Source organism: Mesorhizobium sp. B2-6-1 (genome assembly GCF_006440475.1).
In the GTDB taxonomy this organism is placed as follows: domain Bacteria; phylum Pseudomonadota; class Alphaproteobacteria; order Rhizobiales; family Rhizobiaceae; genus Mesorhizobium.
In genome coordinates this window covers 452,103-473,712 of record NZ_VFUH01000002.1, presented here as the reverse complement: position 1 = coordinate 473,712, position 21,610 = coordinate 452,103, and the positions used below count along the sequence as shown (strand labels likewise).

The window sequence follows — 21,610 nt, the reverse complement described above, 5'->3', positions numbered from 1 at the left end:
TCGTCTGATGACAAGAAGTGCTACATTCATATACAAACAAAACATTCATGGATACGTCAAGGCGAAATTTGTTTCCGCCGGCAGCATTCCTGCGTATATGAAGAATCGATTTCACTGGAGGGAAAGCCCATGGATGATAGCGAAGACGAGCGGTATCGCGCGCCTGCGCTCGACAAGGGGCTCGACATCCTGGAACTGCTGGCCGGCGTCGACGGCGGCCTGACGCAGGCGGAAATCGCCAAGAAGCTCGACCGCAGCCCCAACGAGTTCTACCGCATGCTGGACCGGCTGGTGCGGCGCGGCTATGTCACGCGGCTCGACGGTGACCGGTATTCACTGACGCTCAAGCTGTTCGGCCTGGCGCAACTGCACGCGCCGGTGCGGCGGCTGGTTTCCTATGCGACGCCGTTGATGCGGGAGCTGGCGGAGACGTCGCAGCAGGCCAACCAACTCGTTGTTTTTGATCGCGGTTCCGCCGTGGTCATCGGCCAGCAGGAGGCGCCGAACTACTGGGGCATCTCGATCCGGGTCGGCGCCCACATCAGCCTGTTCGACACCGGTTCGGGACATGTGCTGCTCGCTTTCCGTTCGCAGGAGGAGCGCCAGATGATGATCTCCGAACATGTCCGCAGCACCGACAATACGGCGCAGCCGCCCGAGTTCTTTGCCCGTCTCGACCAGATCAGGGAACGGGGATATGAGATGATGGCCTCGATGCAGACTGCCGGCGTCTACAATCTGTCGGCACCGGTGCGCGGCTCCGACGGCAAGGCGATCGCGGCGCTTTCGATTCCTTACATCACCGTCGTCAACGCACCGTCCGCGCCGGACATGACCCGCACCATCGAACTGCTGCTGGCCACATGTGAAAAGCTGTCGCGTCTGGCCGGGTCGGCCGTCGGTTCATCGGCGTAATTCTTATTTGAATGAAGAATTCCTCCGTGAGATGATGTGAAAGATACGGGAGGAGCCCTGCCATGATCATCGACACCCACCTGCACCTCATCGACCGCTCGGCCTTGCGCTACCCGTGGCTTGCCGGCGTGCCCGCTCTCAACCGGGACTTCTCCTATGAGGAGTACGGCGTGGAAGCTCAACGTGTCGGCGTCGAGCGTGTGCTGCATATGGAGGTCGATGTCGACCCTGCCGATATCGAGGCCGAGACCGAACGTGTCGAAGGCCTGTCGAGACAGGCCGGCAGCATGCTGGCCGGGGCGATCGCCGCCTGCCGTCCGGAAGAGGCCAATTTTGCGGCCTATCTCGAGCGCCAGCGAGCAAAGCCGTTCGTCAAGGGTTTTCGCCGCGTCCTCCACGTCATGCCCGATGAACTCTCGGAAGGCGCGCTATTCCGGGACAGCATCCGGCGGCTCGGCGGCACCGGGCTCACCTTCGATCTCGTCGTGCTACCGCATCAGATTCCCAAGGCGATCGCGCTCGCCGATCTGGCGCCCGACGTCCAGTTCGTGCTCGACCATTGCGGCGTCCCCGACATCAAGGGCAATGGCGAGCACCCGTGGCGCGAGCACATGAGCGAAATCGCGCGGCGTCCCAACGTCGTGGCCAAGATTTCCGGCGTCGTCGCCTATGCGGATCCCGGCAGTTGGACGGTCGAGACGCTGCGGCCCTATGTCGAACACACGATAGGTTCGTTCGGCTGGGACCGCGTCGTCTGGGGCAGCGACTGGCCTGTCTGCACGCTGGGTGGCGGTCTGTCGACCTGGGTGGCGGCGACTCATGCGCTGCTTGCCGGCTGCAGCGTTGCGGAACGCGACAAGCTCTTGTCCGCGAACGCCCGCAAGCTCTGGAGGCTTTGACCGGCTCCGCTTCTTCAGATCGTCGCCGAAACGTGCCGTTCGCGCCCGTAGAGCGAAACCAGCAGCACGATGATGAAGCCGAGTGCTGCCTGCACCGCCGAGGGCTGGAATCCGAGCCCGATCAGCAGCGTGTTGATCTCGGTCAGCACCAGCACGCCGGCGATAGTGCCGAGATAGCTGCCGCGCCCGCCGACCAGCGCGGCGCCGCCGACGACCACGGCCGCGATGGTCTGGAACAGGTAGGGCTGCCCGACATCGCCATAGGCCGAGCCGGTGAAGCCGAGCAGCAGCACGCCCGCCACCGCGGCGAAGAAGGCGCTTGCCGCATAGGTGATCACCCACATGCGGACGGGATCGATCAGCGCCAGAGGCGCGGCACCCGGATTGCTGCCGAGTGCGTAGAGCCGGCGCCCATAGGGCGTCCGCTCCAGCACCAGGACGACGAGCGCCACCAGCACGACAAGGCAGGGCACCAGCCATGGAACCGGCAGTGGCCCGGCCGATCCGCCGATCGACACGAAGCTCGAAACCGCTTGCGGCACGGAGCCTGAAGGGAAGCCCGCGGTCCATAAAAGCACCAGCCCTTGCACGACCATGCCGATGCCGAGCGTGACGATGAGCGGCTGGATGTCGAGGCTGCGCGCGATCAGCCCGTTCAGGCCACCGATAAGGATCGCCAGCACGCCGACGAGGCCGCAGACGAGGACAAAATTCCAGCCATCGCCGTAGAGTTGCGCGGCCACGACATTGGCAAAGCCGATGACGAAGGGGATCGACAGGTCGATGCCGCCCATGATGACGACCAGCGTCTGCCCGATCGTGGCGACGGCGAGCAGCGAGGCAAGCACCAGCATGGCGCGCACCGCAAACGGGCTGGAGTAGCCCGGAATGAGGATGGTGCCGGCAAGATGCAGAAGGGCGGCAACACAGAAGGCGCCGACGACACGGGCATTGGTTGTCGCGAATAGATTTCGGCCAGCCATGTCAGCGCCTCCCGATGGCAAAGCGTTCCTGCAGCGCGGTCAGCATCACCGCCAGCACCAGTATGGCGCCGTAGGCGATCTGCAGCACGAAGGTCGAGACGTTGAACGTCGTCAGCACGCTTTGCAGCAGGAAGATGTCGACAGCGCCGATCGCGGCACCCGCGACGCCACCACGGCCGCCGGCAAGGCTGACACCGCCGAGCGCCACGGCGGCGATGGCGATCAGCGTGTAGGTCGGGCCGATGTTGGGATCGGCCGACCCGATCAGCGCAGTCAGCATCAGTCCGGCGCAGCCGCCCAGGATGCCGGTCATGACATAGGCGATGAAGCGCACGAGCGTGACGTCGACGCCGGCCGTATAGGCGGCGCGATCGTCGCTGCCGACCGCCATCAGCTGGTCGTAATAAGGGCTGCGCCGCACCAGCCACCAGAAAAGGAACATCAAGGCGAGCGGCAGAAGCGAGAGTGGGCCCGCCAGGGCTTTCAGCCAGGCCGGCGCCGGGCCGATCGGCGCCGGCAGGATGGTCAGCGTCACCCCCGTCAGGATCAGATAGGTGCCGAGCGTGGCCACGATCGGCTGGATGCGCACGATGGTCGCCAGAAACCCGTTCGCCGCCCCGACCAGCGCACCGATGAGCAGCGCCGCCGGAACAAGCGCCAGCGGCGAGGATATTCCGGCGCGCAGAAAGAGCACCTGGATCACGATGGCGTTGACGAAGCCCATCAGCGGCCCGACCGAAATATCGATGCCGCCGCGCCCGGCGAGGATCACCGGCGTCGAGGCGATGGCCGCACCGATCAGCGGCGCCGCCAGACCAACCAGCGCACCCCAGGAGCCCGGCTGGAACCGTGCCGGGCTCAGCATCAGATTGATCGCCAGCAGGGCGATCAGCAGTACGACGGCGAAGCCGACGCTTCGGCCGAGGGACAGGATGCGTGCGAAGGGTCTCATGCCGCGCGTCCGAACATGGCTGCGATCACGTTCCCGGTGGTCATCGCCTGGCCGGCGATTTCCGCCACGACTTCATTTTCGCGGAACACCAGCACGCGATGGCAGAGAAGAAGGATCTCCTCGATCTCGCTGGACAGGATGACGAGCCCCATGCCGTCGGAAGCCAGCCCGCGAAAGACGTCGTAGAGAACATGCCGGGTCGCTACGTCGACGCCGCGCGTCGGGTCGTTGAGAAGCAACATTGCGGGGTCCAGCGCCAGGGCCCGCGCCAACAGCACCTTCTGCTGGTTGCCGCCGGACAGGGTGGTGATCGGCGCGTCGGGCCGAGGCGCCGATATCGACAGCCTTTCGCGATAGGCCTCGTAGCGCGCCTTGCGCGCCGCCGGGCTGATCAGGCCGAGGCGGGTATCGCGAGACAGCGTCGAGACGGCGAAATTGTCGAGCACCGATTGCGTCGGGAAAATGCCTTTGGCACGCCCGCGCGGAAGATAGGCGATGCCGCTCGATACGGCCTTGCGGAAGCCGGTGATGGCGCGGGATGCGCCGGGCAGATCGAGGGTTATCGAACCGCCAAGCGGCGCGACTAGGCCGGCGAGCATCTCGAGGAAAAGCTCCTGGCCGTGGCCATCCAGGCCGGCGAGCCCAACGATCTCGCCGGCGGCGACCGCCTGCATGATCGGGCTGGCGTCCGGTGCGATGACGAGGTCGCGGATAGTGAGGGCGGCGCGATCAGCCATGCGCCAGCTCCGCGGCGGTGCGTGGCGCCATCGCCTTGAGAAGCTCCGCCGGCGTCGAAGCGCCGCGCTCCTCGGTGCGCACCACGCTGCCGCCGCGCAGGATCGAGATGCGATCCGAAAGCGACGTCACCTCATCCATGCGGTGGGTGATGAACAGGATCAGGCAGCCTTCGCCGGCAAGCGTGCGCATCAGCGAAAAAACGGACTCGCGGTCGGCGAAGTCGAGTGCTGCGGTCACTTCGTCGAGGATCAGGATCTTTGGATCGCGCACGACCGCACGAGCAAGAACGACGAGTTGCTGTGCTGCGAGCGGCAACTGCCCGGCGGGCATGTCGAGCGGAACGTTGGTGACGGCGAAACGTTTGAGGGCGGCGGCTGCCCTGTCGCGCCGCTCGTTGCGGGGAACCGCGCGCCGGACCAGGCCGTCGAGGCCAAGCAGGATATTGTCGGTCACGCTGCGGTCCGGCGCGATCAGCACTTCCTGAAAGACCGTGGCGAAGCCTTGCGCCTGGAAGGCCGAGGGGGTTCCGCCCGAAAACGGCCTGCCTTGCAGCAGGACCGTGCCGCTGTCGGGCTGAACGATGCCGGACAGCAGCTTGACCATGGTGCTCTTGCCCGAACCATTCTCGCCCAGGATGGTGTGGATGGTTCCTGCCCGGAACGCGATCGAGGCGTCCGCAAGCGCGACCGTCTCGCCATAGCGTTTGGATATGTTTCTGATTTCAAGCATGTCGCGTTTCGAAGCTGGCAAGCCGGCCCTCCGAAAGGAGCCGGCTTGTCGAGGTCTTATCTGGCCCAGGCGTCACTTCGCGCAGGCGTCTGGCACCTTCGAATAGTCCCATCCCTTGGTCGGCGCCGGGTTGGAGAAATAGGCGTCGAGCCATTCTTCCGGCATCGGATCCTTGGGCGGCACCGGGAAGATCGATACGGCATCCGTCGTCATGCAGTCCTTGTACCAGGCGCCGAGATCGGCATTGTGGACCGGCGGAATCGGAATGAGCAGCGTGTTCAGCTTCGGCTTCTGGCCGTCGAGCATGCGTTCGCCGACGCGAAACAGCGTTTCGGCGGTCCAGTGCGGCAGCACGGCATGGCCCTCGAAGCGGTACTTGTCGGGATTGGTCTTCCAGTAGCCCAGGGCATCGCCGGTGATCGAACCGGTGATCAGCGGGGCCGGCCGGCCGGCTTCGGCGAACGCCTCCGCGACGACGCGGCTTTCGCTGCCTGTCGTCCACACCGCATCGATCGGCGCCGGGTTGGTGGCGATCGCCTGCAGCACCACCGTCTTGGTGACATTGGCCGTCCAATTGCCGTTGACCGTGCGCGAGATCTTCAGCTTGGGGTTTTCCGCCAGCGCCTTGTCGGCGCCCTGGCGCTCCTGAACCACGATCGGGTGGCCGGCGATGCCCTCGACCAGCAGGATGCTGGCGCCATCAGGCTTGGCCTTGCCGATCGCCGTCATCATGTCGTAGCCCCAGCGCGCATAGTTGGAATCGACATTGATCGCGTTCGGGCTGGTCACCGAACCGGCGGCGGTGATGAACGGGATGCCTGCCTTGGCGGCCGCATCGATGGCGTCGTCGAGCGCTGTTGCCGAGCCCGGGATCGAGGTGATGATCGAGCACTTCTTGTCGATGAAGGCGCGGATCTGGTTGATCTGCTGGCTGGCGTCGTTGTTGGAATCCGACACTTCGAAGCTGGAGACGGTGCCGTCGGCGATCAGCCCGTCGACCAGGCGCTTCAGCTCCTTGGTGACGGTGACCCGCCAGGGGTTGCCCTGGTAGGATTCCGAATGGCACCATTTCCATGGCTTGGACGGCGGGTTGAAATTGTCCCAGGCCGATGGCAGCACCTTCTGCGGCGCGCCGTCATATTGCGCCTTGAGTTCATCGGGCAGCCCGCTGATGACGCCTTGTACGTCTTCGGCAAAAGCTGTCGTTGCGAGTGAGGCGAAGGCGGTTGCGGCCACAAGGCCGCGGATCAGGGTTTTCATTTGTCTCCTCCGTTCGATTTCTTCAGGCTCCTCCACCGGCAGTGCCGGTCGCCTGCGCCGGGGCGCTCTGCCGAAACAGGCGATTGAGATCGGCAATGACCTGGCTGGAACGATGCCCTGAGGTCATGCCGGAATTGACGCGGTCGGACGCGGCCTGCTGGAACGCCATGTAACCATCATGGCGAGGCCGCACCCATGCGCCCTCCAGGGTCGCGCGCGTATCGCGATAGAAATTGCCGGTCGCCGCATTGACGGCCTGATCCTCCCAGGCCGCGGCATGGCCGGGCTGTCCGCCGGCCGCGGCATAGGGGCCACGCTGGATCTCGCCGCTGGCGAGCCAGTAGGCGAAATCGGTTGCCGCCTCTTTCGCCTTCGAGAAGGCCGACACCGCTATGCCTGTGCCGCCAAGCGCCGTGCCAATCGGGCCGCTGGATCCGACAACAGGGATGTCGCCAAATGCCAGGCGATGTGGGCGAAACCCGGCCATCGCGTAGGAAACATAGCCGTAGATCAGCGGTGCGCAGACGATCGGGGATCCGGCCTGCGCCATCCGCTCCGAAACGGCGATCGGATCCATCTCGAAGCAGGCCGGGTCGACCAGCGCGGCAATCTCGCGCATTGTCTCGAAGACTTCGCTGCCGGCCTCGCCGTCGATGAGATCGTTGGACGGGTCGGTCGCGCAAGCATGCCCGAGATTGCCTGCGAGCGTGAAGAACACCATCACCGAATGCGGTGGCCGCAACGGCAGCAGCACGCGCCCCTGCCGGGCGAGATCGAGCACTTCGCTCCATCGCGATGGCGGTGCGCCAAGCGCATCGGGCCGCCATGCCTGGACCTGCGTCGCGGCATCGATGGGAAACGCCCACTGCCGCCCCTGCCATGTGTAACTCGGATAGGACTGGCCGACGCTGCCGGAGGAAAGTGCCGCGCGTTCCGACTCGCGGCCGGCGACATCGAGCGGCTCTAGGCAGCGTTCGGCGGTGATCTGGCCGACATGCGGATGGTCGATGACGATCAGATCATAGGCGCGCGCCAGTTCCTCGACCGGGAAGGACTCGAAATCCTGCAGCGAACGCTTGTCCCATTCGACGGCAATGCCGGTTTTCTGCTTCCACAGCGACGAGCAGGCGACCATCGGATCATAGCCGCGCGGATGGTTCCAGGTCATGCCCCTGAGCGTGGGCTTGAGGAAGCGCGTGATCACAGGCCGAACTCCTCGCGGATCGCGGCGCTATGCTCGCCGATGCGCGGTGCTGCCCGGTCGACCTTGGCCCTGATGCCGTCGACTCTGAGCGGCGAACTGGTGGTAAGGATCGAGACATCGTCCTCGCGCGTCACCGTCTGCAGCATGTCGAGCGACTGGAAGCCCCCGCTTGCCAGCATTTCCGGCCAGGTCAGCACCTTGGCGCACCAGATGTCGGCGGGTTCGAGAACATCAAGCCACTCGTCGACCGTCCTGGTGGCGATCCGCTGCGCGACGATCGCCTTGATGTCGTCGCGCGCGGTGAACCACGATGCCGGCTCGTCGCGGTAGGGCGCCAGTTCCTCCAGCGACAGCAGGTCGGCGAGTTTCGGGATCGGCGTCATGGCGATGGCGAGGTAACCGTCCTTGGCGGGATAGACGCCGTAAGGTGCCGACAGATAGGCATGCGCGCTGCGGAAGCTGGAGCGGCGCGGCAAACGGCGACCATCGTTGAGATGCGTGGTCAGTACCTCGAACTGGAAGTCGACCAGCGCTTCCAGCAGGCTGGTTTCGATATGGCTGCCCTGGCCGGTGATGCCGCGCCGCACAAGGGCGGCCAGTATGCCTTGCGCGCATGCCGCGCCCGCCAGCATGTCGCCGATGGCAAGCCCGAACGGCACCGGCCCCTGGTCCTCGTCGCCGTTCAGCCACATCACCCCGGAGCGCGCCTGCGCCAGAAGGTCCTGGCCGGGCCGCTTGACCCATGGGCCTTCCTCGCCATAGCCGCTGATCGAGGCGTAGACCAGGCGCGGGTTGATCTTACGGACCGCCTCGTAGTCGAGGCCGAGCCGTTCGATGACACCCGGCCTGAAATTCTGGATCAGCACGTCGGCTTTGGCCAGCAGGCCGCGCAACGCCTTGAGATCCGCCTCGTCCTTCAGGTCGATGGCGAGGCTTTCCTTGGCCCGGTTGATGGCATGGAAGATGGTGGAATCACCGCCGATCTCGGTGTCGCTGAGATAGAGCCGGCGCGACAGGTCGCCGCCGTCCGGACGCTCGATCTTGATGACGCGGGCGCCGAGATCCAGCAGCCTGAGCGAGCAGTAAGGCCCGGACAGGAACTGGCTCATGTCGACGACGACGAGACCGGCAAGCGGCAATTCGGCTGCTGCCGGCATTTCTACTTCTCCGTCTTGCCGAGGAAATCGGCAGGGTTGCGGTACTTCACAGTCTGCAGATGCTCGCAATAGAGAACGAGTTCGCCTTCGCCCTTGAACACCTCGTAGCTGGCGCGGATCAGCCCCATGTCCTTGTAGCGCGGCGTCTTATCGAGGTTGGAGCGGATCGAATAGATCGTATCGCCGATGAAGACGGGCTTTATGAAGCGGAGCTTGTCGTAGCCATAGGAAAACGCATTGACGCAATTGGTGGCGACGAGCCCCAGGCCAGCCGAGAAGACGAAGGCGCCGGCCACCAGCCGCTTGCCGAAAATGCCCTCCGTCTCGGCAAACATCTGGTCCTGCACGTAAGGATGGATGTCGAGCACCAGCGTGTTGAACAGGTGGCTGTCCCCTTCGGCCATGGTGCGGCGCAACGAGCGGATCTTCTGGCCGACCGGCCAGTCCTCGTAGAACCAGTTCTCGGCGTTCCAAACCGGCAAGGCGGCATGTTCCGCGGGCATGTTGGCCGGATGCGTCGAGGCGACGCCGACGGTCGGTGCGAAGTCGTTCATCGCTGGCTCCGCTGGCACTGCGCGAGGCACGGCACAGGTTTCGGAACACGCGTCAAGGCGCCAGATTGCACGACGTCTCCTCCCGTCAATCTTCTTTTGTAAATACTATTTTCACATATGGGGTTGTGTTGCAAGCGAGGACGGGCGAAATTTTGGCTGTTTCCGCTGCGATCGAGCCCGGCGGAACAGGGAGGAAAACATGCGCGATGCCTGTCTGGTCTTTGTCGGCAGCCTGAACCGGGAGGCGCCCTATTTTCAGGGCGCACGCGGCGTCGGCCTCGGCGTCTACAGCTTCGACGAGGAGACGCTGGAAACACGAAAGCTGGCCGAGACCAGTGACATCGACAATCCGACCTTCCTTTCGGTGACGCCGGACGGTTCGCGCCTCTACGCCAATTCGGAAGTCTTCCCCTGGCGCGAAGGAACGGTTTCGGCCTACGGCTTCGACCGCGCCTCGGGCACGCTCACTTACCTGAACAAGCAGCCGTCACTCGGCAGCATCACCGCGCATAACACCATCACCCGCGATGACACGAAGCTGCTGGTCGCCAATTACGGCATGGGCGAGGGCGGTCCGGATCGCGCAGTCGCGGTCTATGGCTTCGACAGCGATGGCGCCTTGTCGGCTCCTCTGGCCAGCGTTTCGCACAAGGGCACTGGCCCGAATCCAGCCCGGCAGGAGCGCTCGCATGCCCATAGCGTCACCGAAACCATCGCCGGCGGAACGGCCATTGTCGCCGATCTCGGCATCGACCGGCTGGTGTCCTACCGGATCGAGCACGATGGCAATCTGACCAAACTGGCCGAATCCGCTTTGCCGCCGGGCGCCGGTCCACGCCATCTCGCCTTGCATCCGAACGGCCGTTTTGTCTTCGTCATGAACGAGCTGGATTCGACCATCGTGTCGATGGCGCTGGACAAGGCAAGCGGCAAGCTCTCGACCATCGACGCCAGGCCGGCCGTGCCGGCCGAGGCGCGCCAGGCCAATCACTGCGCCGATATCCAGATCTCGCCCGACGGCCGCTTCCTCTACGGCTCCAACCGAGGCCATGACAGCGTGGTCATCATGGCCGTCGACCAGCAAAGTGGCGCGCTGAGCCTCGTCGGCCATGTCCCTTGCGGGGGCGCCACGCCGCGCAACCTGGCGCTGACGCCGTCCGGCGGCCACCTGTTCTCGGCCAACCAGAATGCCGACCGCATCTCGATCTTCGCGCGCGACGCCGAGAGCGGCGGGCTGACCGACACCGGCCGTGCCATCGAGATCGGCACGCCGATGTGCGTCAAGATCGTGCGGTGAACCGTGCGCGACATCGGCATCGAGCTTCGGACGGAAACGGGCCGGAGCTCAGGCCGGGCGATCCGGGTTGACGGGTGCCTTCGCCGGAGCTGTTGACGGAGCATTGAACGAAAAAAACCCGCCTGCGCGGCGGGTTCCTGGCGCAACTCAGCACCATAGATAAATATCTACCATAGTTGCCTTCACCCAGTCAAGAAAAAATTCCTATCTTGAGAGCTGCCGGCCATGGAAGGCTGCTGACACAGCCGGACCGGCCGTCGTCAGGCCGCCTTTGTCAACGCGAGTTCGCACGCTGGAGCTCAGGCCTGTTGGATTGCCGAGAGCTTCCAACTCGAGCCATTCTGACGCGTGAAGGTCCACAGCTCCGTCGTCTCCGTGGGATGATCCTCGTCGCCCTCGACGACCTTGCCGCTGGCCCGTTCGCGCATCACGTCGCGCGATTCATAACGCAGGGCCGCCGTGGCATAGTCGCGGTCATCCTCGCGCCAGCTTTCCGCGATGTCGGCCTGCAGGAGGGTGACGTCGGATACCTCGTTCCTGAGGCCCTTCTTCGCGTTGTCGGCCAGCTCTTCAGAGAGATAGGACACCATTTCGGGAGTCGTCGTCTTGCGCAACGCGGCATGATCCTCACGCCCGAACGCTTCCTGGACATCGCTCAACAGCTGCTGGAATGCGTCGAGGTCGGTCTGGGCGAGCCGGATTTCATCGGAACCGGTGGCCGCCGCGGAGCCTCCGCCTGAACCGCCGCCAAAGCCGGGAATGGCGAAAGAACGCGCATTGTTGGCATCGCTCTGTCCGGCTGCGCGGTTTTCAAATCGCGAGGCATTGCCGGCGCCGGCGAGCGCAGGGGCGGGGCCACGCGCGGATTGCGACCGGAAGAACCTGATTGCCAGCATGATGGCGCCACCGATCAGCACGGCCTGCAGCAGGAAACCGAACATGCCCGCCAGCCCACCGAAGCCCTGGCCCAGGAGCAGCCCGATCAGGCCGCCGATCAGCAGGCCGCGCATCATCGTTCCACCGAAGCCGCTCATGAAGCCGGGCCTCTGCGGGCCGGCCTGCGGCTGCCGGGCCGCGGTGTTCACGCCGGTATTGGGCGTCATCGAACGCTCGACCGGAGCGGTCGGCGCCGGAGCGGTCCTGGTCGGCGGCGCTGATTGGAACGTGCGCATGCCGCGGCTGCCGAAACTGCCGCCGCGACGGGCCTCGGCATGGTCTACCGCGACCATGGAGAATGCCAGGAACAGTCCGGCAAACAGGGCGGCAAATCGGCTTGTGCGGGAAATCATCTGGACGGACCTTTATCGATGGGTTTCGGAAATTCTCGACAGACGTCGGGCCGGCTACCGGCGTGCGGTCAATCGAACAGCTCTTCGAAGAACGATTTCTTCCGTTTCGGATAGCGGTGGCCCTGCGAGCGCGCATAGTCGTCATCGCGGTCCCGGCCATGCTGGGGCTGGGAGAACGCTGCCGGCTGTGGCGCGGACGAGGCCTCCTTGGCCGATCGCTCGATGATCTTGTCGAGTTCGCCTCGGTCAAGCCACACGCCACGGCACTGCGGGCAGTAATCGATCTCGATACCCTGGCGTTCGCTCATCACGAGCGCGACGCGGCAGGAGGGGCAAACCAATCCAAGAAGGGAAGACGATGTCATATGGGGCTCCAAACCAAAAGAGATGAGCCCGCTTGACCGAAAGGATGGAAACGGGCCCGTTAAAGCGGTCCGACATCACGGTCGCGAGGTGCGACAGTCAGAGGGGCCCGGCCCGCATGCGAGAGTTAGGAACACAGAGCGGCGCCTTCAAGAGCGACATTGTCCGCGAGGATCGAATTTGTTCCCCATCGCTGACGTCATTGCGCTTCGAGCGTTGGGTACCGCGCCTGCGCCAACGACCCCGGCGTCCCTGCTCAGACCGTCACCACGATCTTGCCGAACTGCTCGTTCGATTCGAGATAGCGATGCGCCTCGACGATGTGCTCGAATGGAAAGGTCCTGTCGATGATCGGCTTCAGCGTGCCGGCCTCCAGCCCTTCGAGGATGAACGCCTTGGCGGCTTCCAGCTTCGCTGGGTCGCCGGTGATCTCGTGGACGAGGTAGCCGCGCAGCGTCAATGTCTTGCCAAGCACGGCGGGCAAGGGAAACGGCGTCGGCTCGGAGCTCAACCCGCCATATTCGATGAGAATGCCACCACGGGACATCGCCGCCGCGAGCGGCTCGAAAATCGGGCCGCCGATCGCGTCCAACACGATGCGCACGCCTCGCGGCCCGGCGATCCGGCGTAGCCGCGCCTCCAGATCCTCCTCGGCCAGGACCACGACTTCAGCCGCGCCGGCGTCGAGCAGGGCCTGCTTCTTCGTCGAGGTCCGTGTCACCGCGATCGCCGTCGCGCCGACGCTGTTGGCGATCTGGATCGCGGCAAGCCCGACGCTGCTCGAGGCTGCCGTGATGACGACGAAGTCCTCGTTGCGCAGCCTGGCGATGTCTATCAGCGCGCCATAGGCGGTGAGGTACGGCATCCACATCGCGGCCGCGGTCCGCCAGTCGAGTGATATCGGATTTTTGACGACGAGCCCGGCAGGATAGGTAACAAGCTCTCCGTAAGCCGGCCAGCGGATCATCGATTGCGGCGGGATGACGCTGACGGCATCACCCGGAGCCAGACCCGTCACGGCTTCGCCGACCGCTTCGATGAGGCCTGCGGCCTCCAGGCCAAGCCCGGAGGGCAGGGTGGGCGTCTCGATATAGGTGCCCGCGCGCAGCAGCGCCTCGGCGCGATTGAGGCCGAGCGCCTTGACGCGGATCTGAACCTCGCCCGGGCCGGGTAGGGGAAGATCCACATTTTCGATCCGCAGGACCTCGGGGCCACCATGCCGATGAAAGCGAACGACGCGCGCCATTCGGTCTACTCCTAATTGTCTGAACCGAAAGGAGCTATGCCGGTAAGATGAAGTCGGATAAATGGCCTTCGGAGCAGAACAGTAGAAACCAGGAGTTTCGAATATGGATCGGCTTGAGAGCATGGCCGTGTTCGTCAGGGCGGTCGACCTCGGCTCGTTCGCGGCGGCCGCGGCCGCACTCGATCTGTCCGGACCGATGGTCGGCAAACACGTCCGGTTTCTGGAGGAGCGTCTCGGCATGCGCCTGCTCAACCGCACCACGCGCCGGCAGAACCTCACCGAGTTCGGACGCGCCTACTACGACCGCTGTCGGCTGGTGCTGGCCGAGGCCGAAGCTGCCGATCAACTTGCCGCCGGCCAAATCTCGGAGCCGCGGGGCAAGCTGCGCGTCACCATGCCGGCGCATTTCGGCCGCCACTGCGTAACACCCGTGCTGCTGAAACTGGCGCGGCAATATCCGATGCTGGAACTCGATCTGTCGCTCAGCGACCGCTTCGCCGATCTTGCCGAGGACGGCTACGATCTTGCCATCCGAACCGGTGATCTGGAGGACAGGGCAGGCGTGATCGCGCGCCGCGTCGCGAGCCAGGACATGATTGTCTGTGCGGCGCCGTCCTATCTGAAAATTCAGGGCGAGCCACGGCGGATCGAAGATCTCGCCAATCATCATGCCATCGTATATCGCCGGCTCGGCCAAGCCGTTCAGCCTTGGCTGTTCCCGCGCGAAGGACAACCAGCACAGGAGATCATGCCCGGCAGCCGGCTGCGGCTCGACGATCTCGATGCCATCGCCGATGCTTCGGCCGAGGGCATGGGGCTCGCCTGGTTGCCATGGTGGCTGGTTCGCGAGCGCATTCAGGCAGGCGCGCTGGTCGAGCTCTTGCCGGACCAGCCGCGATATCTTTATGACTGCCACGCCCTTTGGCTGCAGACGCCTCACTTGCCGCTGAAAGTTCGGCTGGCCGTCGATGCGCTGGCGGCCGCCTTGCCGAAACGGATGGCTTGATCGCCAGCGCTCGCGGCCACTCTCGTTTTGGATCGCGCGGACATTCCGTGGAGAGGCGCCTCCGGCTCTTTGAGGCATCGCTTTCCAATGTGATATGGGGCAAAGCTGGCGGCATGCACGCGCATTGCGGGAGAGACGGTTGATGACCAAAGGTTCGGATCTGTTCGTGGCGGCCCTCGAGAACGAAGGGGTCGACCGGATATTCGGCATTCCGGGCGAGGAGAATCTCGACATCGTCGAATCCGTCCGCCGCTCCTCGATCCAGCTCATCCTGACCCGTCACGAGCAGGCGGCCGCCTTCATGGCCGCGACCTATGGCCGGCTCACCGGCAAGCCAGGTGTGTGCATCACCACGCTCGGCCCCGGCGCGCTCAATCTGACGACCGGCTCGGCCTATGCGCTGCTCGGCGCCATGCCGATGATCATGATCACCGGCCAGAAGGGAATCCTGTCGTCCAGGCAGGCGCGGTTCCAGATCGTCGACATCGTCGCGGCGATGAAACCGCTGACCAAGCTGTCGCGCCAGATCGTCTCGCCCAAAATGATCCCCTCGCTGGTGCGCGAAGCCTTCCGCGTCGCGCAGGAAGAGCGGCCGGGTCCCGTGCATCTGGAACTGCCGGAAGACATTGCGGCGGCGGAGTGCGATCCGGTTCCGCTGGTGCCGACGCATCCGGTCGAACTGCCGCTGGCCGGTGCGGGCGCGCTCGACCGCGCCGCCCGCATGATCATCGAGGCCAAACGTCCGCTGCTGATGTTCGGCGCCGCGGCGTCGCGGCCGCGCGTCACGCCCGATGTCGCCCAGTTCGTGCTGCGCACCCAAATTCCCTATTTCACCACGCAGATGGGCAAGGGCACCGTGCCCGGCGGCACCGAACTCTACATGGGAACGGCGGCCCTTTCGGAACGCGACTACGTGCACGAGGCCATCGAACAGGCCGACCTGATCATCACCATCGGTCACGACACGGTCGAGAAGCCGCCCTTCATCATGGGCGTCAACGGGCCGAAGGTCATTCATGTCGGCTATCAAACCGCCGATGTCGAGCAGGTCTATTTCCCGCAGACCGAGATCGTCGGCGACCTCGGCCCTTCGCTGGCGCTGCTGGCGGATCGCATCGAGGGCAAGATCCCCAACGCGCAGGCCCTGTTGCCGTTGCGCGAAGGCATTCTGAGCCGCATCGCCGCGCGCGCCACGGAAGACCGCTTCACGCCGCAACGCATCGTGCATGACGTGCGCGCCGTGATGCCCGCCGACGGGATCCTTGCCCTCGACAACGGCATGTACAAGATCTGGTTCGCGCGCAACTACCGCACGCGCATGGCCAACACGCTGCTGCTCGACAATGCGCTGGCCACCATGGGCGCGGGGCTGCCGTCGGCGATGATGGCGGCACTGCTCCATCCGCAGCGCCGCGTCATGGCCATCTGCGGCGATGGCGGCTTCATGATGAACAGCCAGGAACTGGAGACCGCCGTCCGGCTCAAGCTCAATCTTGTCGTCCTGCTGCTCGAGGACCACGCCTATGGCATGATCCGCTGGAAACAGGCGGTCGACGACTTTCCGGATTTCGGCATGACCTTCGGCAATCCCGATTTCGTCAAATACGCCGAGGCTTATGGCGCCAAGGGAACCAGGGTCGGCGCGATCGCCGAATTCCGGCCGGCGCTGGAACAGTCTTTTGCCGGCGGCGGCGTGCATCTCGTCGTCGTGCCCATCGACTATTCCGAAAACATCAGGGTGCTCGTCGACGAATTGCGTGAGCGGCTGCCAGCGGTGCAGGCGACCTGACGGCGGCCGGCGCCAAGGCCGTCGATGCCGCGATGCCTGGCTGGCTGGTTGCGAAGGCGTTTTCATCTGGCGTCGGGGGACCATTCCGTCTCGATCAGGGGAATCTGCGGCGCGGCGTCACGCGGCAGTGTTCCCTTGATCCTGGGATCGTCGGCGATTTCGAAGCCGGTCGCAAAGGGCTCAAATCCGCAGGCCCTGTAGAAACCGATGACACTGTGATGGTCGAAGCTGCTGGTATGCAGCCAAATGCGGCTGGGCCGGAGACGCCATGCCTGGTCGAGCGCGCCGGCCATCAGCCGCTTGCCGAAGCCGCGGCCGGTCAGGGAAGGGAACAGGCCGAAATAGGTGATCTCGATCTCGTTGTCCTCAGCCGCCGAGAACTCGACCATGCCGACATGGGCGCCGCTTTCATCATGGCCGTGATAGAGATGCTGGCGCGGATCGGCGAAATGCGTGGCGATCTCGGCATCCGACATTTCGGCAGCGCGATCCCAGAGCCAGGGAGCGCCGATCTCCAGGAAGATTGCACGGTAGGAAGCACTGTCGGGTTTCGTGATCCTTGTCATGGTCAACGGCCGCGCGAGACCCGGCACCGGCGCGCGCGCTTCCATCCATGTCACCGCATTGACGATCTTGCCGGCCGGGACCCGCCGATAGCCGACCGTTAGATTGGTGATTTCATCAGGCAATCTGCCTTCGGTGACCAACATCTGTCCTCGACCTTCCCCACCGGCGCGCAAGAAGCTGATGCCAACTCTGCGCTCGCCTGCCAAGGGGTTCTCGGGGTGGTCAAGATTTTTGGCCCACCTGTCCCTTGCGTTTCACGGTAATGGCATATGAGATATGATACACCATCGAAGGGAAAGCGAAATATGCCTGAGCGAATTGCCGACGAGGCCATTTTGGACGCGGTCGACGAGGGCTTCGCGCGGCAGGTGGAATTCCTTGCGGATCTCGTGCGTTTTCCCTCGCAACGCGGCGAAGAACACGCGGCGCAATCCTTCATGGCAGCCGCGTATGAAGCAGATGGCTATACGGTGGACATGTGGCGTGTCGATGTCGATGCGATTCGCGACCTGCCGGGCTTTTCGCCCGTGGCCGTCTCCTATGACGACGCCTTCAACGTCGTCGCCACCCACACGCCGCGAAACGCGACCGGCCGTTCGCTGATCCTCAACGGCCATATCGACGTCGTGCCGACGGGGCCGCTCGACCGCTGGCTGCGCGATCCCTATGACCCGGTCATCGAGGATGGCTGGATGCATGGCCGCGGCGCCGGCGACATGAAAGCCGGGCTCTCGGCCTGCCTCTACGCGCTGGCCGCACTGCGCCGCCTCGGCTATCAGCCGGCCGCGAAGGTCTTCCTGCAATCGGTGGTCGAGGAAGAGTGCACCGGCAACGGCGCGCTCGCTTGCCTGCAGCGCGGCTACCGCGCCGACGCAGCCTTCATTCCTGAACCCCTGGAGCCGAAGCTGATGCGGGCGCAGGTCGGCCCGATCTGGTTTAGGGTCGAGGTCGACGGCGATCCCCGGCATGCGTCGGGCGCTTTCTCGGCCGGCGCCAATGCCATCGAAAAGGCTTTCCTCATCATCCAGGCGTTGAAGCAGCTCGAAATCGTCTGGAACGCGCGCAAGGTCGACGACAGGCATTTCTGCGATCACCCGCATCCGATCCGTTTCAATCTGGGCAAGATCGAAGGCGGCGAGTGGACATCGAGCGTTCCCGCGCGCTGCGTGTTCGAGATGCGTGTCGCCACCTATCCCGGCCAGAAGCTGGAGGATGCCAGGGCCGAGCTCGAGGCCTGCATCGCCGACGCGGCCCGCGCCGATCCGTTCATGGCCAACCGCCCGCCCAGGATGGTCTACAACGGCTTCATGGCCGAGGGCTATGTGCTGGAGGGCGCCGACGAGATGGAAACCGTGCTGCGTCGTAGCCATGCCGCCGTCTGGGGCGAGCCGCTGCAGGAACACGTCACCTCTGCCACCACGGATGCGCGCTTCTTCGGCCTCTACGCCGACACGCCGGCCATCGTCTACGGTCCGATCTGCCGCATGCCGCATGGCTATGACGAGGCGGTGGACCTTGATTCCGTACGCAAGGTCACCCAGACAATCGCACTGTTCATCGCCGACTGGTGTGGGCTGGAGCCTGTCGACCCCGAGGCAAGGCCATGACCGGCGCCGTGACCAATGCATTCGGCGAGACGCTGGCCGAGGACGCGCCCGATGTCTCGATTGCCGATGCGCTTGCCATCCTGCGCCAGCACTACGGCCTTGCCGGCACCGCTCAGCCCTTGCCCGGGGAGCGCGACCACAATTTTCACATCCGCACCGATGGCGAGGGCGAGTTTGTCCTGAAAATCTCGCATCCGGCGGAAGAGGCCGGCTTCACCGATTTCCAGAACAAGGCGCTGGACCACATCCTTGCGGTCGATCCCGCCTTGCCGGTTCCCTCGGTGCGCAAAAGCCTCGATGGAGATGCGCAGTTCGCCGTCAGCATCGGCGGTTCGCAGCCGCGCATCATCCGGCTGGTCACCTATCTGCCCGGCCAGTTGCTTTCGCGCTCGCCTGTATCGCCTGCGCAAGATCGCAATCTCGGCATCTTCCTCGCTCGGCTTGGCCGGGCATTGCGCGGCTTTTTCCACCCGGCCGCCGGCAGCGACCTTTTGTGGGATATCCGCAAGGTCGCCAAGACGCGGCCCATGCTGGCGCATATTGCCGATGCCGGGCGCCGGGCCATGGTCGAGCGCGTCATCGATGCCTTCGAGGAGCACGCCGCACCCGTCATCCCCAGCCTGCGCGCCCAGATCGTCCACAACGACATGAACTCGTACAATGTGGTGATGGACGCATCGCGGCCGGAGATCGTCAGCGGCATCCTCGATTTCGGCGACATGATCCATTCGCCGCTGATCTGCGATCTCGCCATCGGCGCCGTCTACCGCTGGCCGGCCGACGGCCACCCGCTGGCGCCCGCCGCACGCTTCGTTGCTGGCTACCAGTCGGTGCAGCCGCTCGAGGCTGAAGAGATCGGCATCCTGTTCGACCTGATCCGTGCCCGCTTGGCGCTCATCGCCAACATTGCCACCTGGCAGGCGGAGCGCTTCCCGGCCAAGCGCGACTATGTGCTGCGCCTCATCACCGAGGTCTGGGCCTCGCTCGAGCGGCTGGACGGACTGTCACACAGCGATGCCCGCCGTTATTTCCTCGATCATTCCAATCCGGAGTAGACGCTCGTGTCCCAATCCTCGCCCGCAAATGCCTCCGCCGATGCCGGTGCATCAGCATCCGCGCTGCTCGAGCGCCGTGCCAGGCTGCTCGGCCCGACCTATCGCGCCTTCTACCGCAACCCGATCCATCTCGTGCGTGGCAGCGGCGTTTGGCTCTACGATGCCCACGGACGCAAGTTTCTCGATGCGTACAACAACGTCGCCTCGGTCGGCCATTGCCATCCACGTGTCGTCGAGGCGCTGTCGGGGCAGGCGGCCACGCTCAACACCCACACGCGTTATCTCAGCGAAATCATCCTCGACTACGCGGAAAGACTTCTCGGCACGCTTCCGCCCCATCTCGGCCATGCCATGTTCACCTGCACCGGCAGCGAGGCCAACGATCTCGCCATCCGCATCGCTCAGCATTCCAGCGGCAATACCGGCGTGATCATCACCGATTTCGCCTATCATGGCGCCACCATCGCCACGGCGCAGCTGTCGCCGGCAGCGGTCGGGGCAAAAGGCGTGCCCGCGCAGCACAGGACCGTGGCAGCGCCGGATGCGTTTCGCAACCGGGGCCGGGCCGCGCGCGATTTCGCCAGGAATGTTGCCGCCGCCATCGAGGACATGCGCGCACAGAACGTGCGCCCGGCGGCGCTGCTGCTCGACTCGGCATTTTCCAGCGACGGAATTTTCTTCCCCGATGCATCGGTGATGCGCGAGGCGGCCGATCACGTCAGGAAGGCGGGCGGCATCGTCATTGCCGACGAAGTCCAGTCCGGCTTCGGCAGGCTTGGCCAGGGCATGTGGGGTTTCGCCAATTACGGCCTCGAGCCCGACATCGTCACCATGGGCAAGCCGATCGGCGACGGGCATCCGATGGCCGCGGTCATCGTGCGGCCGCAGCTTGTTGCCTCCTTCGGTTCCAACACCGGCTACTTCAACACATTCGGCGGCAATCCTGTCGCCGCCGCCGTCGGCATCGCGGTGCTCGACGTGATCGAAGGCGAGGGGCTGGTCGAGAATGCGCGCACGGTTGGGGCCTATACGGGCGAGCTGCTGCGCGCCTTGCAGGGTCGCCACGCCATGGTCGCCGATGTCAGGCATAACGGTCTTTATTTCGGCGTCGAGTTGACTGCGGAGGGGGACGAGGCGCTGGCCTCCACCAGGACGTCGGCGGTCGTCGAAGCCATGCGCGAGGACGGCGTGCTGATCTCGTCGTGCGGTCCGCGCGGCAACGTGCTGAAGATCAGGCCGCCGCTGCCGTTCGCCAGGGACAATGCCGAGCAACTTGCCGAAACGCTCGATCGCACCCTGTCGCGCTGGTGAGGGGATAGGAAAGGGGGCGGCGATCGACATGCTGAAGCTCGAACATCAGACCCTGAACGACCGCGCCTATGGCGCGCTCAAGCAGGAGCTGATTTCGGGCGGCTTCAGCCCGGGCCAGACATTGGTCATCCGCAAGCTTGCCGAGACGTTCGGCATTTCGACGACGCCGATCCGCGAGGCGCTGCAACGGCTCGTCGCCGAGCGGCTTCTGGAATTGCAGAACAACCGCTCGATCATCGTGCCCTTGCTGTCTGCGCCGGCCTTCGAGGAACTGACCCGCATCCGCGTCGCGGTGGAGGGGCTGGCGGGCGAGATGGCCGCCTCGCGCATCACCGAAGACGGGCTGGTCGACATACAGGCCACGCTGGCGGGCATGCAGCGCGCGATCGAGGCGGGCGACGCCGGGGCCTATCTCGCGCTCAACGAGGCCTTCCACTTCGCCATCTACCGGCATGCCGGCGCGCCGATCCTCCTCAACATGATCCGTGATCTCTGGGGGCGGGTTGGGCCCTATCTCAAGCTCCTGATGCAGGCCGAGCGCTACAAACCCCAGTCGAACGAGGCGCATCGCAAGATCGTCGCGGCATTGGCGCAGCGCAACGGCGCCGACGTCAGGACCTCTATAGAACAGGACATCGCCACGGCGGCGGCGGTGCTGGCGGGGAACCTTCGCGCGGCCGAATGACGAC

The 21,610-nt window shown here is 64.8% G+C and carries 21 protein-coding genes; 9 read left to right on the top strand and 12 right to left on the bottom strand.

Annotated elements, in window-relative coordinates; all coding sequences use genetic code 11:
• Positions 1 to 129: 129 nt before the first annotated feature.
• Positions 130 to 915 carry an IclR family transcriptional regulator gene (locus FJ443_RS06940; RefSeq protein ID WP_140497617.1) on the top strand — a complete coding sequence of 262 codons (786 nt, stop codon included), beginning with the start codon at positions 130 to 132 and terminating at the stop codon, positions 913 to 915.
• Positions 916 to 977: 62 nt separating this feature from the next.
• Positions 978 to 1,814 (top strand): amidohydrolase, encoded by an 837-nt coding sequence (locus FJ443_RS06935; protein WP_140520947.1) that lies wholly within the window; start codon positions 978 to 980, stop codon positions 1,812 to 1,814.
• Positions 1,815 to 1,828: 14 nt separating this feature from the next.
• On the opposite strand, the gene FJ443_RS06930 is transcribed toward FJ443_RS06935, so the two are convergent.
• From FJ443_RS06930 to FJ443_RS06895, 8 genes are all read right to left on the bottom strand, one after another.
• Positions 1,829 to 2,797, bottom strand: a complete 969-nt coding sequence (locus FJ443_RS06930) for an ABC transporter permease (protein WP_140663286.1) — start codon at positions 2,795 to 2,797, stop codon at positions 1,829 to 1,831.
• 1 nt (position 2,798) lies between these two features.
• The gene (locus FJ443_RS06925) at positions 2,799 to 3,749 is read right to left on the bottom strand and encodes an ABC transporter permease (protein WP_140497623.1); all 951 of its coding nucleotides are present in this window, start codon (positions 3,747 to 3,749) and stop codon (positions 2,799 to 2,801) included.
• Positions 3,746 to 4,486, bottom strand: a complete 741-nt coding sequence (locus FJ443_RS06920) for an ATP-binding cassette domain-containing protein (protein ID WP_140497625.1) — start codon at positions 4,484 to 4,486, stop codon at positions 3,746 to 3,748. Before FJ443_RS06920 ends, FJ443_RS06925 begins: the two co-directional genes overlap by 4 nt.
• The gene (locus FJ443_RS06915) at positions 4,479 to 5,216 is read right to left on the bottom strand and encodes an ATP-binding cassette domain-containing protein (RefSeq protein WP_140497628.1); all 738 of its coding nucleotides are present in this window, start codon (positions 5,214 to 5,216) and stop codon (positions 4,479 to 4,481) included. Before FJ443_RS06915 ends, FJ443_RS06920 begins: the two co-directional genes overlap by 8 nt.
• A 72-nt stretch (positions 5,217 to 5,288) precedes the next feature.
• Complete coding sequence (locus FJ443_RS06910; protein WP_140663285.1) at positions 5,289 to 6,476, bottom strand: ABC transporter substrate-binding protein; 1,188 nt, start codon at positions 6,474 to 6,476, stop codon at positions 5,289 to 5,291.
• A 22-nt stretch (positions 6,477 to 6,498) separates the two neighbouring features.
• Positions 6,499 to 7,644, bottom strand: a complete 1,146-nt coding sequence (locus FJ443_RS06905) for an extracellular solute-binding protein (protein ID WP_140663397.1) — start codon at positions 7,642 to 7,644, stop codon at positions 6,499 to 6,501.
• Between the two features lie 32 nt (positions 7,645 to 7,676).
• The gene (locus FJ443_RS06900) at positions 7,677 to 8,837 is read right to left on the bottom strand and encodes a CaiB/BaiF CoA-transferase family protein (protein ID WP_140663283.1); all 1,161 of its coding nucleotides are present in this window, start codon (positions 8,835 to 8,837) and stop codon (positions 7,677 to 7,679) included.
• A 2-nt stretch (positions 8,838 to 8,839) separates the two neighbouring features.
• Entirely contained in the window at positions 8,840 to 9,391 is a 552-nt protein-coding gene (locus FJ443_RS06895; protein WP_140520944.1) for a MaoC family dehydratase, read from the bottom strand.
• Between the two features lie 199 nt (positions 9,392 to 9,590).
• Between FJ443_RS06895 and FJ443_RS06890 the strand changes: the two genes are divergently transcribed.
• Entirely contained in the window at positions 9,591 to 10,688 is a 1,098-nt protein-coding gene (locus FJ443_RS06890) for a lactonase family protein (RefSeq protein ID WP_140663281.1), read from the top strand.
• A 299-nt stretch (positions 10,689 to 10,987) separates the two neighbouring features.
• Here FJ443_RS06890 and FJ443_RS06885 read toward each other — a convergent pair whose 3' ends face one another.
• The 3 genes from FJ443_RS06885 to FJ443_RS06875 form a co-directional block, all read right to left on the bottom strand.
• A complete protein-coding gene (locus tag FJ443_RS06885) occupies positions 10,988 to 11,977 on the bottom strand; it encodes a Tim44 domain-containing protein (protein ID WP_140497638.1) in 990 nt (329 codons plus the stop codon).
• 68 nt (positions 11,978 to 12,045) lie between these two features.
• Positions 12,046 to 12,342 (bottom strand): zf-TFIIB domain-containing protein, encoded by a 297-nt coding sequence (locus FJ443_RS06880; RefSeq protein ID WP_140648984.1) that lies wholly within the window; start codon positions 12,340 to 12,342, stop codon positions 12,046 to 12,048.
• Between the two features lie 254 nt (positions 12,343 to 12,596).
• On the bottom strand, positions 12,597 to 13,586 hold the full coding sequence (locus FJ443_RS06875) for a zinc-dependent alcohol dehydrogenase family protein (protein ID WP_140555575.1): 990 nt from the start codon (positions 13,584 to 13,586) through the stop codon (positions 12,597 to 12,599).
• 103 nt (positions 13,587 to 13,689) lie between these two features.
• Between FJ443_RS06875 and FJ443_RS06870 the strand changes: the two genes are divergently transcribed.
• On the top strand, positions 13,690 to 14,592 hold the full coding sequence (locus FJ443_RS06870) for a LysR family transcriptional regulator (RefSeq protein ID WP_140514537.1): 903 nt from the start codon (positions 13,690 to 13,692) through the stop codon (positions 14,590 to 14,592).
• A gap of 142 nt (positions 14,593 to 14,734) precedes the next feature.
• Positions 14,735 to 16,381, top strand: a complete 1,647-nt coding sequence (locus FJ443_RS06865) for an acetolactate synthase large subunit (protein ID WP_140663278.1) — start codon at positions 14,735 to 14,737, stop codon at positions 16,379 to 16,381.
• Between the two features lie 62 nt (positions 16,382 to 16,443).
• Here FJ443_RS06865 and FJ443_RS06860 read toward each other — a convergent pair whose 3' ends face one another.
• Entirely contained in the window at positions 16,444 to 17,091 is a 648-nt protein-coding gene (locus FJ443_RS06860; protein ID WP_181168572.1) for a GNAT family N-acetyltransferase, read from the bottom strand.
• 162 nt (positions 17,092 to 17,253) lie between these two features.
• Here FJ443_RS06860 and FJ443_RS06855 point away from each other — a divergent pair, with 162 nt between their 5' ends.
• From FJ443_RS06855 to FJ443_RS06840, 4 genes are read left to right on the top strand one after another with little or no spacing between them, the layout of a single operon-like run.
• Positions 17,254 to 18,555 (top strand): ArgE/DapE family deacylase, encoded by a 1,302-nt coding sequence (locus FJ443_RS06855; RefSeq protein ID WP_140663275.1) that lies wholly within the window; start codon positions 17,254 to 17,256, stop codon positions 18,553 to 18,555.
• A complete protein-coding gene (locus FJ443_RS06850) occupies positions 18,552 to 19,610 on the top strand; it encodes a phosphotransferase (RefSeq protein WP_140663273.1) in 1,059 nt (352 codons plus the stop codon). The genes FJ443_RS06855 and FJ443_RS06850 overlap by 4 nt, the downstream gene beginning before the upstream one ends.
• Before the next feature lie 6 nt (positions 19,611 to 19,616).
• Complete coding sequence (locus FJ443_RS06845; RefSeq protein WP_140663270.1) at positions 19,617 to 20,921, top strand: aminotransferase class III-fold pyridoxal phosphate-dependent enzyme; 1,305 nt, start codon at positions 19,617 to 19,619, stop codon at positions 20,919 to 20,921.
• Positions 20,922 to 20,949: 28 nt separating this feature from the next.
• On the top strand, positions 20,950 to 21,606 hold the full coding sequence (locus FJ443_RS06840) for a GntR family transcriptional regulator (protein WP_140555566.1): 657 nt from the start codon (positions 20,950 to 20,952) through the stop codon (positions 21,604 to 21,606).
• Positions 21,607 to 21,610: the final 4 nt, after the last annotated feature.

Bases quoted from the DNA above. Each gene is read 5' to 3' on its own strand.
- FJ443_RS06920 (WP_140497625.1), bottom strand. From the start codon at position 4,486: ATGGCTGATCGCGCCGCCCTCACTATCCGCGACCTCGTCATCGCACCG.
- FJ443_RS06910 (WP_140663285.1), bottom strand. From the start codon at position 6,476: ATGAAAACCCTGATCCGCGGCCTTGTGGCCGCAACCGCCTTCGCCTCA.
- FJ443_RS06875 (WP_140555575.1), bottom strand. From the start codon at position 13,586: ATGGCGCGCGTCGTTCGCTTTCATCGGCATGGTGGCCCCGAGGTCCTG.
- FJ443_RS06905 (WP_140663397.1), bottom strand. From the start codon at position 7,644: ATGACCTGGAACCATCCGCGCGGCTATGATCCGATGGTCGCCTGCTCG.
- FJ443_RS06915 (WP_140497628.1), bottom strand. From the start codon at position 5,216: ATGCTTGAAATCAGAAACATATCCAAACGCTATGGCGAGACGGTCGCG.
- FJ443_RS06895 (WP_140520944.1), bottom strand. From the start codon at position 9,391: ATGAACGACTTCGCACCGACCGTCGGCGTCGCCTCGACGCATCCGGCC.
- FJ443_RS06855 (WP_140663275.1), top strand. From the start codon at position 17,254: ATGCCTGAGCGAATTGCCGACGAGGCCATTTTGGACGCGGTCGACGAG.
- FJ443_RS06860 (WP_181168572.1), bottom strand. From the start codon at position 17,091: ATGTTGGTCACCGAAGGCAGATTGCCTGATGAAATCACCAATCTAACG.
- FJ443_RS06900 (WP_140663283.1), bottom strand. From the start codon at position 8,837: ATGCCGGCAGCAGCCGAATTGCCGCTTGCCGGTCTCGTCGTCGTCGAC.
- FJ443_RS06930 (WP_140663286.1), bottom strand. From the start codon at position 2,797: ATGGCTGGCCGAAATCTATTCGCGACAACCAATGCCCGTGTCGTCGGC.
- FJ443_RS06935 (WP_140520947.1), top strand. From the start codon at position 978: ATGATCATCGACACCCACCTGCACCTCATCGACCGCTCGGCCTTGCGC.
- FJ443_RS06885 (WP_140497638.1), bottom strand. From the start codon at position 11,977: ATGATTTCCCGCACAAGCCGATTTGCCGCCCTGTTTGCCGGACTGTTC.
- FJ443_RS06840 (WP_140555566.1), top strand. From the start codon at position 20,950: ATGCTGAAGCTCGAACATCAGACCCTGAACGACCGCGCCTATGGCGCG.
- FJ443_RS06890 (WP_140663281.1), top strand. From the start codon at position 9,591: ATGCGCGATGCCTGTCTGGTCTTTGTCGGCAGCCTGAACCGGGAGGCG.
- FJ443_RS06850 (WP_140663273.1), top strand. From the start codon at position 18,552: ATGACCGGCGCCGTGACCAATGCATTCGGCGAGACGCTGGCCGAGGAC.
- FJ443_RS06925 (WP_140497623.1), bottom strand. From the start codon at position 3,749: ATGAGACCCTTCGCACGCATCCTGTCCCTCGGCCGAAGCGTCGGCTTC.
- FJ443_RS06940 (WP_140497617.1), top strand. From the start codon at position 130: ATGGATGATAGCGAAGACGAGCGGTATCGCGCGCCTGCGCTCGACAAG.
- FJ443_RS06880 (WP_140648984.1), bottom strand. From the start codon at position 12,342: ATGACATCGTCTTCCCTTCTTGGATTGGTTTGCCCCTCCTGCCGCGTC.
- FJ443_RS06865 (WP_140663278.1), top strand. From the start codon at position 14,735: ATGACCAAAGGTTCGGATCTGTTCGTGGCGGCCCTCGAGAACGAAGGG.
- FJ443_RS06870 (WP_140514537.1), top strand. From the start codon at position 13,690: ATGGATCGGCTTGAGAGCATGGCCGTGTTCGTCAGGGCGGTCGACCTC.